Origin of the sequence: Halomonas sp. HL-93 (genome assembly GCF_900086985.1) — a bacterium.
Classification (GTDB): Bacteria; Pseudomonadota; Gammaproteobacteria; order Pseudomonadales; family Halomonadaceae; genus Vreelandella.
The window spans coordinates 657,532-671,865 of sequence record NZ_LT593974.1; the positions used below are offsets into that span (position 1 = coordinate 657,532).

The window sequence follows — 14,334 nt, forward strand, 5'->3', positions numbered from 1 at the left end:
AATTAGTAAAGCAGGGCGAATAGCTTGCGGCGATAGGCGACGGTGAGCGGGTGGTCGGCGCCCAGCGCGTCGAATGCCTGCAACAACGTCTTGCGCGCGGCATCGTCGTTATAGGCACGGTCCTGCTTCATCAGCGCAAGCAGGGCATCGAGTCCGGCTTCGTAGTGGCCATCTGCTACTTGGCGTAGGGCGCGCTGGTATTGTGCTTCGCTATCAGTGCGATCGCCAAACGCGGCAATTTCTTCGCCGGAAAGTGCTTGTTCGCCAAACTCGATGCTGGCCCGAACGCCGCGAGCGGGGGCTGCATCGCGTTCTTCCGGCGGCAGGTTATCCAGCAGGCTGCGGGCTTCGTCGCGGCGCCCTTCGGCGACCAGCGCACGGGCGAGGCTGACCTGATAGGGGTAGTGGTCCGGGTATTGGCTGATCAGCGTTTGATAAATTTCCCGTGCCCCGGCTGGGTCGCCAGCGTTGAGTGCCGCTTCGGCCTGTTCTTCGGGGCTGGGGGGTGCGTCTTCGGGAGCAGGGAAATAGCGGTTTAGCCACTCACGGATCTGTTTTTCAGGCAGCGCGCCTTGGAAGCCGTCTACCAAGCCGCCCTGGCTGATCAGTTTGACGTCAGGAACCGATTGCACTCCCAGCTGACTGGCGATTTCCGGGTTGGCCTGAGTATCCAGTTTGGCGAGCAAGAACGCCCCACCGTACTCGACCACCAGCGTTTCCAATACCGCCATGAGCTGCCTGCACGGCTCGGAGTCTGGTGTCCAGCAATCCATCAATACCGGGACTTTCATTGAGGCTTCAAGAACTTGCTGGATATTGCCCGCATTAAGGTCAATGATGACCTCTTCGGGGCGAACCGGTGGCCGGTCAGCGTTCGCTTGCCCGTCGTTACCAGCATCAGGGGTGGTTAATGCTTCACCGGTGCGAGGATCAATAATGGACGACATAAACGTGCTCATGAATGAGGAAATTTAGCTATTGATATGCAGCCGAACGCGCGAGGATTCAAGGTGGACTGGCTAAAAAAGCGGTCATGCCGCGCCGTAAGTTTCTTATATATGCCATAATGATATAAAAGGCGATGAATAAAGCATTTCACGCTATCTTTTGCCAGCGGTAGGCTTACCGCTGTTGTCCATATCGTCCAAAAGCGCCTGTTGCCCCGACAGGCGTTTTTGGTGTTGCTGAAGGTGAGTGTATGTCTACAACGACTGTAACCCCGTCCGCTAGCAATCGCGTGCCACTCATTGTGGCGGCGGCAATTGTACTGGGTGCGCTGGTCATCGGCGTGGTATTTGAAGCCAATACCGGCCTGTTAATGATCGTCGGTGGGCTGTTTGGCATGGTGCTTTATCACGCCGCGTTTGGCTTTACCTCCGCCTGGCGTGTCTTCATTAAAGAGCGGCGTGGGCGTGGCCTTCGAGCACAAATGATCATGCTGGCGCTGGCCGTCATATTGTTTTTCCCGGCGCTTGGCGCCGGCACGCTATTCGGCCGAGAGGTGGCTGGGTTTGTGTCGCCAATTGGTATCTCAGTGCTGGTTGGCGCGTTTCTGTTCGGCGTGGGCATGCAGTTAGGCGGCGGCTGCGCCTCGGGCACCTTGTTTACAGCTGGGGGCGGGAATGCGCGCATGGTCATTACCCTGGTGTTTTTCATTGTCGGGTCGGTAATTGGTACCGCGCACTTTGCCTGGTGGCAAAGTCTGCCTGCCTTCCAGCCAGTGTCTCTGGTGAATGTGGCGGGCGCCGGTGGTGGTATCGCCATCAGCTTGGTGCTATTTGCGGCGATTGCAGCGTTTACTGTGGTGATGGAAAAAGGCCGTCATGGCAAGTTGGAAAAAGCGCCGTTGGTTGAGAAGCACGGGTATCAACGCTGGTTAACCGGTCCGTGGCCGCTGGTAGCCGGGGCGGTAGCGCTGGCGGTGTTGAACTTTGCCACCTTGGCGCTGGCAGGTCGACCTTGGGGTATTACCTCGGCATTTGCGCTGTGGGGCGCTAAAGGCTTCGAATTGGTCGGCGGCGATGTTTCCCAGTGGGGCTATTGGCAGTCTGCAGGCAACGAGGCGGCTCTGGCATCCAGCGTGTGGGGCGATGTGACCACGGTGATGAATGTGGGCATCATGCTAGGAGCGTTAGCGGCTGCCAGCCTGGCAGGGCGGTTTGCGCCAAACTTCAAGATCCCGCTGCGCTCGGTGCTGGCGGCAATTATTGGCGGCCTATTACTTGGTTATGGCGCGCGGTTAGCGTTTGGCTGCAATATTGGCGCGTATTTCAGTGGGATCGCCTCGGGCAGCCTCCACGGTTGGGTGTGGCTAGTTGCGGCGTTTGCGGGCAACATAGTGGGCGTTAAACTACGTCCGTTATTTTTTACCGGTGAGGCGGCTAAGCAGCCTACTGCTAAAACCTGCTAATTAACCTCGCTTTTAGGTCATTTTACTCTTTGCGCCTCAACTTCGGTTGGGGCGTTTTTGTCGCTTTAAAACGCCTGTTTGCTACCTTTGTCGAACGAGCATGTTACATTACGCCCAATGACTGCAGACGCGCTATGTTGCTGCATTGCAATAGAAATTTGCGAAAAAAGAGAGTGCTTATGACCACCGCGAGCAAACGCCCCTTATACCTTCCTTATGCCGGTCCTTCCCTTCTTGAAATGCCGCTATTGAATAAAGGCAGTGCGTTTACTCAGCAGGAGCGGCTAGCGTTCAACTTGATCGGCCTATTGCCCCAAAAGGTCGAGACCATCGAGGACCAACTCGAACGCGCCTATCGCCAGTACCAGCAGTGTCATAGTGACTTGGAGCGCCACATTCACCTGCGCGCCATTCAGGATGATAACGAAACGCTGTATTTCCGCCTTGTGTCGCAGCATCTAGAAGAAATGCTGCCGATTATCTACACGCCTACGGTGGGCAAGGCGTGTCAGGAATTTTCCAATATCTATCGCAACCACCGCGGGCTGTTTATCAGCTACCCCGACCGCGAGCACATGGATGACATTCTGCGCAGTGCCACCAAGGATAACGTCAAGGTGATCGTGGTGACCGACGGCGAGCGGATTCTGGGCCTGGGTGACCAAGGCATCGGCGGAATGGGTATTCCCATCGGCAAACTAGCGTTATATACGGCCTGCGGCGGCATTAGCCCAGCGTACACGCTGCCCATCATGCTTGATGTGGGTACTAACAATAAGGCTTTGTTGGATGACCCTATGTATATGGGTTGGCGGCATGAACGGGTCAGCCAGGACGAATACAATGAGTTCATGGCGACGTTTATCGCTGCGGTCAAGCGTCGCTGGCCCAATGTATTGCTGCAGTTTGAGGATTTTGCTCAGGCCAACGCAATGCCGCTTTTAGAGCAGTACCGCGACCAGCTGTGCTGTTTTAACGACGATGTACAGGGGACCGCCTCGGTGGTTGTCGGTACGCTCATGGCTGCGTGTCAGGCCCGCGAGCAAACGATTGCCGATCAGCGGGTGGTGTTTGTGGGTGGCGGGTCTGCCGGTTGCGGCATTGCCGAGCAGGTCGTGGTGGCGATGCAGGCCGAAGGCTTGACCGAAAGCGAAGCCCGCGCGCGCATTTATATGGTGGATCGCGAGGGCTTGATGACTACCGACCAGCCCTGGCAACGCGATTTTCAACGCCGCTTGGCCCACGATGCTGCCTTGGTAGCCAACTGGAACGGACAAGGGCTCGAGGAGACCATCGCGCAAATCAGTCCGACGGTATTGATTGGGGTGTGCGGCCAGCGGGGGATTTTCACCGAGCAGGTGGTGCGCACCATGCACGCGAGTTGTGAGCACCCGGTGATTATGCCGCTTTCCAACCCGACGTCTCAGGCGGAAGCGGTACCGGAAGATGTCATCCGCTGGACGGAAGGTCAGGCATTAGTGGCAACCGGCAGCCCGTTTGCACCTGTGGTGTTCAACGGCCGCACCTATCCCATCGCGCAGTGTAATAACGCCTATATCTTCCCAGGTATTGGCTTGGGCGTGGTGGCGGCTAAAGCAACCCGGGTGACCGATGAAATGCTGATGAGTGCCTCGCGGGCGCTGGCTCGGGAAGCTCCGCTGGTAAAAGAAGGCAAGGGCGCATTGCTGCCGCCGCTATCGCGTATCCGCGATATTAGCAAGTCGATTGCCTTTGAAGTGGCGGCTCAGGCGCAACAGAATGGTGTGGCCCTCAAAACCGGTGGTACTGAGTTGCGCGATGCTATCGAGCGCGCTTGCTGGGCTCCAGATTACCGTGTCTACCGGCGTCGTGCCTTTTAGTAACGCCGACCGTCCGCGCAAAAAAAAGCCCCCACCAAGTGGGGGCTAGCAAGCATTGGTCGGTTTCCCGATTAGGCTGCGCCAATCATATTACGCAGCACGTAATGAAGGATACCACCATGACGGAAGTACGCCAGTTCATTTACCGTGTCAATTCGGCACTTGGCATCAACGGTTCTTTCGCCATCGGCATTTTTTATGGTCACTTTGACGTTGCCGCCCGGCGTTAAATCGCTCAGCCCGGCAATGGATACCTCTTCATCACCCGTGAGTCCCAGTGTCTTACGGCTCTCACCTTCGGGGAACTGCAACGGCACCACCCCCATGCCGATCAGATTGGAACGGTGGATGCGCTCGAAGGACTCGGCGATTACCGCGCGCACGCCGAGCAGGCGCGTGCCCTTGGCGGCCCAGTCCCGCGAGGAGCCGGTGCCGTACTCTTTACCGGCGATCACCACCAGCGGCTTGTCTTCCTCTTTATATTTCATTGCCGCGTCATAGATGGCCATTTGCTCGCCGCTGGGGACGTGGCGGGTTTCGCCGCCGACCACGCCGTCGAGCATTTCGTTTTTGATCCGCACGTTGGCAAAGGTGCCGCGCATCATCACTTCGTGGTTACCACGGCGCGAGCCGTAGGAGTTGAAGTCGACCGGTTTAACGCCGTGCTCTTGAAGGTAACGTCCAGCGGGGCTATCGGGTTTGATGGCACCGGCCGGTGAAATGTGGTCGGTGGTTACCGAGTCGCCCAGCATGGCGAGCACGCGGGCGTTGTGCACATCCTCAATGGCGTCCGGCTTGCGGCCCATGCCTTCAAAAAATGGCGGATGCTGGATGTAGGTCGATTCGGGCCACTGGTAAACCTTGCTTTCCGGCACCTTGATGGCCTTCCAGATATCGTCGCCTTCAAAGACGGCACCGTACTCCTTGTGGAACATCGCGGTATTGACCTGCTCAACGGCCGTGGCAATTTCCGCTTGGCTTGGCCAGATATCCTTGAGGTAGACCGGGTTGCCGTTGTCGTCCTCACCGAGCGGGTCGTTGCTCAGGTCGCACTGAACATTGCCGGCCAGGGCGTAGGCCACCACCAGCGGGGGCGAGGCCAGCCAGTTGGTCTTCACCAGCGGATGCACGCGCCCTTCAAAGTTACGGTTACCCGACAGCACCGAGGCGACGGCCATGTCGCCGTCGGAGATGGCCTTTTCGATCTCATCGGGGAGCGGACCGGAGTTGCCGATACAGGTGGTGCAGCCATAACCGACGAGGTTGAAGCCCAAGGCGTCCAGGTCGTCGTTCAACTCGGCGGCCTCCAGGTAATCGGTGACCACCTTGGAACCCGGGGCAAGGGAGGTTTTTACCCAAGGCTTGGTGGTGAGGCCTTTTTCGCGTGCTTTACGGGCGAGCAGGCCGGCCGCCATCATCACGCTGGGGTTAGACGTGTTGGTGCACGAGGTGATAGCCGCAATCACCACCGCACCTGGGTCGAGACTGAAGTCGTGGTCATCAAGCTTCACGGCCTGACTGGTGTCATGTTTAAAGCTGCGCGCAATCCCCACAGCGGTTTGGCCGCCTTCAGAAGACAGTTTTCCCTTGGCGGTCGGGTCCGCTTTGGTATCTTCCTGCAGGAACTTATCAAAGGCAGCGGCCATATCCTTGAGGGCAACACGATCCTGGGGACGTTTGGGCCCTGCGAGGCTGGCTTCCACCTCGGTCATGTCGAGGTGCAGCATGTCGGTGAAGACTGGCTCGTCGCCCGGCTCGCGCCACAGGCCCTGAGTCTTCGAATACGCCTCGACGAGGTCGATTTGCTCGTCGTCCCGGCCGGTCAGGCGCATGTAGGTAAGTGTTTCGTCATCAACCGGGAAGAAGCCGCAGGTGGCGCCGTATTCGGGGGCCATGTTGGCGATGGTCGCGCGGTCGGCCAGCGGCAGGTCCTTCAGGCCGTCGCCGTAGAACTCGACAAACTTGCCGACCACGCCTTTCTTGCGCAGCATTTCAGTGACGGTCAGTACCAGGTCGGTGGCCGTGATGCCTTCGCGCAGCTTGCCGGTCAGCTTGAAGCCGATGACCTCGGGAATCAGCATCGAGACCGGCTGGCCGAGCATCGCCGCTTCGGCCTCGATACCGCCAACGCCCCAGCCGAGGACGCCCAGGCCGTTGATCATGGTGGTGTGGGAGTCGGTGCCCACCAGGGTGTCCGGATAGGCGAGGGTGCGGCCGTCTTCTTCCTTGGTCCACACGGCTTTACCCAGGTACTCCAGGTTGACCTGGTGACAAATGCCGGTGCCGGGCGGCACGACGCGGAAATTATCGAAGGCCTGCTGCCCCCAACGCAGGAACTCGTAGCGTTCCCGGTTGCGCTGCATTTCAATGTCGACGTTTTCCTGGAACGCGGCGGCATTGCCGAATTTGTCGACCATCACCGAGTGGTCGATGACCAGGTCCACCGGCGACAGCGGGTTGATCTTGGCGGGGTCTTCGCCGAGTTTTTCAACGGCGGCGCGCATGGAGGCAAGATCGACCACGCCGGGTACGCCAGTGAAATCCTGCATCAGTACGCGGGCAGGGCGGTAGCCAATCTCACGGCTTGATTTGCCTTCTTTTTGCCAGTCGACCAGCGCTTGCATGTCATCCTGTGAAACGCTTTCATCGTCGGCAAAACGTAACTGGTTTTCGAGCAGAATTTTGAGCGTCTTGGGTAGCCGGTCGATGGTGCCGAGGGTCTGGGCAGCGTCGGGCAGGCTGAAGTAGTGGTACTGTGTGTTGCCAACCGTTAAGGTCCTTTCCGTATCGGGAAGCTTGCTCATGCGATTCTCCTCTATTGCTTGGCATTGCGCGTTGCGCGCCGGTCACGGTCTTTTTTTCGTATAGCTAATATTAGTATGGCTCATCTGAGTCGCTACACCCGAACATCATGACCTCCAACTATTACGAGAGATGGGTATGTGAGGGCGGGGTTTCAAGTTAGGCCCGTCTTTTTGCGCCAAGTTGGCCTTGCAATCTCTTGTACTTGACGCCATTTCAGGCAGACTCTGTGCAAAATTATCAGCCGACTCTTTACAAGGTGGTGTCATGCAAACACGTCACGAGCGCTTAATCATCCTGGGATCTGGCCCGGCGGGCTACACGGCAGCTGTCTATGCGGCGCGGGCCAATTTGAAGCCCTTACTGATTACCGGGATGCAAGCGGGTGGGCAGTTAACCACCACCACCGACGTGGATAACTGGCCCGGTGATGCGCAAGGCGTGCAGGGGGCCGAGCTTATGGAGCGCATGAAACAGCACGCCGAGCGTTTCAATACCGAAGTGCTTTTTGACCATATTCACGAGGTTAGCGTAGGCGATAAACCCTTTACCTTGAAAGGCGACAATGGTGTATATACCTGTGACGCCTTGATCGTTGCCACCGGCGCCAGCGCTCGCTATCTCGGTTTGCCTAGCGAACAGCAGTTTATGGGCCAGGGGGTGTCGGCCTGTGCGACCTGCGATGGGTTCTTCTACCGTAATCAAGAGGTTGTGGTCGTCGGCGGTGGCAATACGGCGGTCGAAGAAGCGCTTTACCTGTCGAATATTGCTTCCAAAGTAACCCTGGTGCATCGCCGCGACACGCTGCGGGCCGAGAAAATTCTGCAAGATAAGCTGTTTGAAAAAGTTGAGGCAGGCAAGATCGCGCTGGAATGGTTCCAGCAGGTAGAGGAAGTGCTGGGTGACAACACCGGCGTGACCGGCGTGCGGGTCAAATCAACCAAGGACGGCTCGGTTAAAGATATCCATGCGCCGGGTTTGTTTATTGCCATCGGCCACAGCCCCAACACCGGGATCTTTGACGGCCAGTTGGATATGAACGGCGGCTATATCAAGGTGAAGTCCGGCTTGGAAGGTAACGCTACGGCGACCAGCGTGCCCGGCGTCTTTGCCTGCGGCGATGTGATGGATCATATCTATCGCCAGGCGATTACCTCCGCGGGAAGTGGGTGTATGGCTGCGTTGGATGCTGAACGTTATCTGGACGGCATCGCGGGCTGAGCGGCAATGCCAATCAGCTTCTCAGCTTAGTGTGGGCATTCGGCGGGTGCGTTAGCCATCCGCCAGCGCCCAAGCTGGCTGAGCACCAAGGTGCTGCCCTTAGCGCGAGACGTATCGCTTGGTGGGCAGAGAGTGAAACGCCCGTTGAAGCCGCTGGTGTGGCCTAGCGCATCGTAGCGTATCCGCCGCCATCCCCTGCTGTAGTTAACGTCGACGCGTTCAGTGGCTGGGAAGCTGCGTAGCACGTCGGCCGATGAGATACCCTCCGTTTGATCCCCACGAATCACCATCAGCGTCTGGTTCCATTGGTCGCCGCAGCGCGTGGTATCTTGTGGACCGTGGATTGGGCAAAGCGTGATGGGGTGGCGCTGGCTAATTGCCGTTTGTCGAGCGAAACCCAAAGCTGTTTGCAGACGGCTGGCTTCCCCGGTGCGTGCGCTACGCTCGCCCAGCGCCTGAAAGCTGGGTATGCCCCAGGCAGCGATGATCCCCATGATGAGTAGCGTGACCAATAGTTCTAAAAGAGTAAATCCCTGTGCCTTAGCGCCGCTCACGCAGCGTGTTGACTGATGCATCTTGCCTCCTTGCGCTTGACCCCTTCGCTCCCACCGTTATGCTCATTGCGTGCTTGGCATGCGTTTGAGTGTCTTTATCCTAGGCGCTGCTGATATTTTTTGATGTAAGCCATAGTGGACAAAACGTGTGAGCGATTTCTTAATTGTGGGGGGCGGTGTTATCGGTATGATGACCGCGCTCCAGCTAGCCGACGCCGGGCAGCGAGTCAGTCTGGTCGAGCGTGGAAACTGTGGCCAAGAGGCTTCATGGGCGGGGGGCGGCATCGTTTCGCCACTGTATCCGTGGCGCTATGCCCCGCCGATTTCTCAGCTATCGCGCTGGTCGGAAGGCGCTTACCCCAGCTTGTCGCTACGTTTGTTGGAAGAGACAGGTATTGACCCTGAGTACCGTCAAAAAGGGCTTTTGTACTTAAGCGTGGATGACCCAGAGGCGGCGCTTACCTGGGCGCGGCAAATGGGCAAGCCGCTTGAGCGAGTGAGCGCCGATATGGTGCGCGCTAAAGAGCGTTCCCTGCCACCCGCCGATGGAGCGCTTTGGATGCCGACGCTTGGGAGTGTGCGTAATCCTCGCCTCGGCAAAGCGTTGCGCGCCAGGCTGTCCGCGATGCCTCAGGTGACACTGCATGAGCAATGTGAGGTGAATGGGTTTATCCGCCATGGCGAGCACATTCAGGGCGTACACACTCCCCAGCGGACGATCACCGCGGGGCATACGATTATTTGTGGTGGGGCGTGGGCGGGGACGTTACTTGAAACGCTGAATGTTTCGCTGCCGGTGCGGCCGGTAAAAGGTCAGATGATTGCCTATCAAACGCCGCCTGACTTGGTGCGGCGGGTAGTGCTCAAGGCAGGCCGTTACGTGATTCCTAGGGCCGATGGTGTGTTACTAGTGGGGTCGACGCTTGAGGAGTGCGGCTTCAACAAAACCACCGATCAAGAGGCCTTGGCGTCACTACGGCAAAGCGCGGAGGATATTGTGCCAGCGCTTGCCAACTATCCGGTGGCGTACCACTGGGCGGGCTTGAGACCAGGCTCACCGGATGGTGTGCCGTTCATCGGCGAGCTGCCCGGCTGGCAGAATATATCGGTAAACGCGGGCCATTACCGTAATGGGTTGGTACTTGCACCGGCGTCAACCCATCTGCTGGTGGATCAGTTGCTTGGGCGCCCGCCGTTGATCGACCCGACACCTTATCAAATGACGCCGGAGCGGCTCGGCTAGATTAGGCTAGGCATCCTTATCATTGTCGCGCGGGTCTTGTTTTTGTTCCTGAAGGAAACGATCGCGATGTGCGCTGGAGCAAAACCACTGCTCCGCATCGCGTAGCGCTTCGTCTTCCGGTAGGTGCACCTCGCACCAGCGACAGCGCACCATATGGCCGCCGTTTTGTTGTTGCTCTTGGCGTTCTTGAGTCAGGCGGTCACGTTGCCGCTGTCGGTACATGCCGTAAAGCTTGAGCCCTGCATAAAGCAATACCGCGAAAATGAGTAGCCGAATAATCAAAAGGTTCATCCTGTTGTCGCCCCCATGCAATATGCAAGCGCAGCCTTTGCCTGCGAGCGGCCCTTGCGGGACAATGCGGGTTGATGGTGTGCATCTATTCTAAAAGATTCTCAAGAGATTTTATCGCCCATGCAAGATTTAACCCTGGTCATGGCCCAACTCGACCCCTTGGTCGGGGATATTCCCGGCAATGCCGCGCGCGCTATTGAAGCCGTGCGCGAAGCGCGCATCGAGCACGGTGCTGACATTGTGGTATTTCCTGAGTTGTTTTTATCGGGCTATCCACCGGAAGATCTGCTGCTGCGCCCTTCCATGGAAACGCGCCTGCGTGAAGCACGCGCCACTATGGCCGAGAAAATGGTACGGGACGTCTTGGTGATCATCGGCTATCCCGGCATGCGTGAAGGACAATGCTACAACCTGGCCGGTGTGCTGTATAACGGCCAGTGGGAGGCCGAGTACGCCAAGCAGGCGCTACCCAATTATCAAGTATTCGACGAGCAGCGTTATTTCGCGCCGGGCACCGAACCGCTGGTGTATGAGCACAAGGGCGCTAAGCTGGGCCTGTTAATTTGTGAGGACTTATGGGAAGGCGCACCGGTGCAAGCGGCGACCGCGGCGGGTGCCGAAGTGCTGATCAGCCTGAATGCCTCGCCCTATCATCAGGACAAGCCCAGCGAGCGTCTGCGCTTGCTCGAGCAGCGCGCTCAGGATGTCGAGCGGCCGATCTTTTACGTCAATACCATTGGCGGCCAGGATGAACTGGTGTTTGACGGCGGCTCATGCTGCGTTAATGCCCAGGGGCAATTACAGGTATTGGCGCCTTATTGGCAGGTCGGCTTGATGCCGGTGCAGTTACTGCAAACCAGCGCCGCCACCTGGGAGCCTCAAGCCGGGGAAATCGAACCCGAGGTTGAGCCCGAGGAGAGCCTCTATTGCGCCTTGGTCACCGGTGTACGTGATTACGTCAACAAAAGCGGCTTTGACGGTGTCGTGCTGGGGCTTTCCGGCGGCATTGATTCGGCCCTGTCATTGGCGATTGCCGTGGACGCGCTGGGGCCGCAGCGCGTTCAGGCGGTGATGATGCCCTATCACTACACCGCCGATATCTCCAAACAGGACGCCGCCGAGCAGGCCAAATTATTGGGCGTGCATTACGACATCATGCCCATTGAGCCGATGGTGGAGGCGTTTATGGGCACGCTTTCGGAAAGCTTTGCGGGTACTGAGCGCGATACTACCGAAGAAAATTTGCAGTCCCGCTGCCGTGGCGTGCTGCTGATGGCAATCTCCAATAAAAAAGGCCTAATGGTGTTAACCACGGGCAATAAAAGCGAAATGGCGGTGGGCTATGCCACGCTGTACGGCGATATGGTGGGCGGCTACAACGCCATCAAGGACGTTTATAAAACCTGGGTGTACCGACTGGCCCGCTGGCGTAATACGCAATCAGCGGCTATTCCAGAGCGCGTGATTGAGCGTCCGCCCAGCGCCGAGCTGGCACCCGATCAGCAGGATAGCGACTCATTGCCTGACTATGATGTACTTGACGCCATCCTGGCGCGCTATATCGAAGGCGATATGAGTGCCGAGGCGATCATTGCCGCAGGCTTTGCCCGTGAGGATGTTTATCAGGTGGTTAAGCTTGTTGACCGCTGCGAATACAAACGCCGTCAGGCACCCGTAGGTGTGCGGGTCACGCCACGCGGCTTTGGTCGCGACCGTCGCTATCCAATTGTTAACGGCTGGCAGCCCGGCGAATAGCCGGGCACTGCGAGGCCTAGGTCAGCATCGGTGGCGGCGTCAGGCTACGCTTTACCATCTCGACTGCGGATAACGGTTTGCAGAAATAATAGCCCTGGTAAGCGTGGCACTGGTGATCATTGAGATAACGCCAGTGTTCGAGGGTTTCGACTCCCTCCGCTATTACGTTTAACCCCAGCGCCCGCCCCATGGCAATAATGGTCTGCACAATGGCCATATCATCTGGGTTTTGATGAAGATCGCGCACAAAGGACTGATCAATTTTGATTTGATCTAGAGGAAGCCGCTTCAGGTACTGCAGTGACGAGTAGCCGGTGCCAAAATCATCCATCGCGAAACTGATGCCAAGGGCCTTGAGTTGATGCATGCGAGCAATGGTGTCGTCTACGCTGCCGATCACGGTGCTTTCGGTCAGCTCCAGCTTCAATCGTTGCGCCGAAGCTCCGCTATTGGCCAAAGCGCCGCGGACGGTGTCGACAAAATCGGGTTGTTGGAACTGTTTGGCGCTGACGTTTACTGCCAGTACAAGATGGTCAGTGCTGGTGTCGTTGGCCCAGGCAACCAGCTGCGCGCAGGCCGCTTCAAGTACCCACTGGCCAATCGGTACGATTAGCCCAGTTTCTTCCGCCAAGGGGATAAACGTACCTGGCGAGATAAAGCCTTGTTGAGGATGCTGCCAGCGAATCAATGCTTCCGCGCCAATCGCCCGTCCTTTGCTGTCTACCTGTGTTTGGTAAACCAGTACAAACTCCTGTCGCTCGATGGCCAGGCGCAGGTCACGCTCTAACTCGGTTTTGGCTTCAAGTTCAGCCTGCACCGCCGGGTCGTAAAACCGGAGGCCGTTGGGGGCTGACTGCTTGGCAAGGTTGGCGGCGGCGCTGGCGTATTGAAATAGGTTGTCAACGTTATGTTCAGAGTCCCCGAACAACGCAATGCCGATGCTGGCGCTAAGATAATGTTCCTTTTGTCCCCATTGGTAAGGTTGGCCGAGGGAGTGTTGTAGTTGTTCAGTCAGCCGTTCGGTTTTCTCGGCCGCTTTTAGCAGGTCTGCTGGCAAGCCATCGACAATCATCACAAACTCATCCCCGCCCACGCGACCTAACGTTGCGCCGTCGATGTTAAGGGCTGATAGCCGCTCGGAGAGTTCCTGAAGCAGGCAATCACCCGCTCGGTGGCCGCAGCTGTCGTTGATGCGTTTGAAGTTGTCTATATCTAAGTATACGAGAGCGCCAAACGTATCGGTTTGCTGATTGGTGTCAATGGAAAGCTGTAGGTGTTCTTTCATCAGGCGCCAGTTGGGCAACTGGGTCAGCGTATCGTAGTAAGCTAGTCGATGTACCTTACGCTCGGCCTCGCGGCGCTTTTGTTCGGTTTTCCGAAACGAAAGCAGAGCGGTGGCAATATGTTTTAAAGGACCACTATGGCGCTGGCTTATGCGCTGGATATCGTCAAAGTCAGGAATAGTCTGGTGGGAGGTGGATAAGTCGAGGATGGCATCGCCGATTATCATTAGCCGTCGATTGATACGCCAAGATGCAAAGGCGGCGCCGCCGATGAGGACGCATACTAATCCCAGTCCAAACCATACCAAGGTGCCGATGGACCGGCTTAAGGCTTGAAAGGTTTGTTGATGGCGCTCGTTAGCTCGTTCGGTGAGCGCTTCAAAGGTGCGCTGGGTAAATATGATGAACCGGTTGAAGTTGGCCTCCGCTTCTTGCATGAAGTCACCGACGTTGTTCTGGTTCAACGTTGCCGCCTCGTTTGCCATGTCAATAAAGCGCCGGTATTCCTGGAAGGATAAGAGCAACGTTTCAGCGTTGTCGGCATGTAAATCGTCAATCAGGCCGGATCCGGCTAAATGTTCAATACGCTCGCCCATTTCGTCCAGCTGTAGGTCGATATAACTGTATTCGCTGTAGCGATCCAATTTGCTGGGGTGGTTGTTTTTTGACTCATTAAGCGCTTGGGTCAGGCTTTCATGTAGGTTGCCGAGGCGGCGCTCAAAATTGGCCATTTCAACTAGCGTCGCAAGGTCGGCTGACTGTATGCGGTAACTGTCGAGTGCTTTTTCCCTGGCAATGGTTAGCGCGAAGGCGCCGAGTATTAGCGCAGGGACAATGATCATTAGAACAGGCAACAGAAAAACCATGAGTAGGCTTTGGGTGGGCTTCATAATCGCCTCAATACAGAGGGGCTAAA

The 14,334-nt window shown here is 57.2% G+C and carries 10 protein-coding genes; 5 read left to right on the forward strand and 5 right to left on the reverse strand.

All coding sequences use genetic code 11. The annotated features are described in order from the left end of the window. Nucleotides 1-2 precede the first annotated feature (2 nt). Nucleotides 3-947, reverse strand: a complete 945-nt coding sequence (locus tag GA0071314_RS02970) for a co-chaperone YbbN (protein WP_074395248.1) — start codon at nucleotides 945-947, stop codon at nucleotides 3-5. Between the two features lie 251 nt (nucleotides 948-1,198). On the opposite strand from GA0071314_RS02970, the gene GA0071314_RS02975 reads away from it, so the two are divergent. Both GA0071314_RS02975 and GA0071314_RS02980 read left to right on the forward strand, forming a co-directional pair. Continuing rightward, nucleotides 1,199-2,410: a YeeE/YedE family protein gene (locus GA0071314_RS02975; RefSeq protein WP_074395249.1), complete on the forward strand. Its 1,212-nt coding sequence runs from the start codon at nucleotides 1,199-1,201 to the stop codon at nucleotides 2,408-2,410. Nucleotides 2,411-2,589: 179 nt separating this feature from the next. Beyond that, complete coding sequence (locus tag GA0071314_RS02980) at nucleotides 2,590-4,269, forward strand: NAD-dependent malic enzyme (protein ID WP_074395250.1); 1,680 nt, start codon at nucleotides 2,590-2,592, stop codon at nucleotides 4,267-4,269. A gap of 71 nt (nucleotides 4,270-4,340) precedes the next feature. Here the strand turns inward: GA0071314_RS02980 and acnA are convergent, their stop codons facing one another. Then, nucleotides 4,341-7,073, reverse strand: a complete 2,733-nt coding sequence (gene acnA / locus GA0071314_RS02985) for an aconitate hydratase AcnA (protein ID WP_074395251.1) — start codon at nucleotides 7,071-7,073, stop codon at nucleotides 4,341-4,343. A gap of 265 nt (nucleotides 7,074-7,338) precedes the next feature. On the opposite strand from acnA, the gene trxB reads away from it, so the two are divergent. After that, nucleotides 7,339-8,292: a thioredoxin-disulfide reductase gene (gene trxB / locus GA0071314_RS02990; RefSeq protein WP_074395252.1), complete on the forward strand. Its 954-nt coding sequence runs from the start codon at nucleotides 7,339-7,341 to the stop codon at nucleotides 8,290-8,292. A 26-nt stretch (nucleotides 8,293-8,318) separates the two neighbouring features. Here trxB and GA0071314_RS02995 read toward each other — a convergent pair whose 3' ends face one another. Continuing rightward, nucleotides 8,319-8,867 (reverse strand): GspH/FimT family pseudopilin, encoded by a 549-nt coding sequence (locus GA0071314_RS02995; protein WP_074395253.1) that lies wholly within the window; start codon nucleotides 8,865-8,867, stop codon nucleotides 8,319-8,321. A gap of 127 nt (nucleotides 8,868-8,994) precedes the next feature. Here GA0071314_RS02995 and thiO point away from each other — a divergent pair, with 127 nt between their 5' ends. Continuing rightward, on the forward strand, nucleotides 8,995-10,089 hold the full coding sequence (gene thiO / locus GA0071314_RS03000; protein WP_074395254.1) for a glycine oxidase ThiO: 1,095 nt from the start codon (nucleotides 8,995-8,997) through the stop codon (nucleotides 10,087-10,089). 6 nt (nucleotides 10,090-10,095) lie between these two features. Here the strand turns inward: thiO and GA0071314_RS03005 are convergent, their stop codons facing one another. Then, nucleotides 10,096-10,380 carry a PP0621 family protein gene (locus GA0071314_RS03005; RefSeq protein WP_074395255.1) on the reverse strand — a complete coding sequence of 95 codons (285 nt, stop codon included), beginning with the start codon at nucleotides 10,378-10,380 and terminating at the stop codon, nucleotides 10,096-10,098. A gap of 120 nt (nucleotides 10,381-10,500) precedes the next feature. On the opposite strand from GA0071314_RS03005, the gene GA0071314_RS03010 reads away from it, so the two are divergent. Further along, nucleotides 10,501-12,135: an NAD+ synthase gene (locus tag GA0071314_RS03010; RefSeq protein WP_074395256.1), complete on the forward strand. Its 1,635-nt coding sequence runs from the start codon at nucleotides 10,501-10,503 to the stop codon at nucleotides 12,133-12,135. A gap of 16 nt (nucleotides 12,136-12,151) precedes the next feature. Here the strand turns inward: GA0071314_RS03010 and GA0071314_RS03015 are convergent, their stop codons facing one another. Next, nucleotides 12,152-14,308: a putative bifunctional diguanylate cyclase/phosphodiesterase gene (locus GA0071314_RS03015; protein ID WP_074395257.1), complete on the reverse strand. Its 2,157-nt coding sequence runs from the start codon at nucleotides 14,306-14,308 to the stop codon at nucleotides 12,152-12,154. Nucleotides 14,309-14,334: the final 26 nt, after the last annotated feature.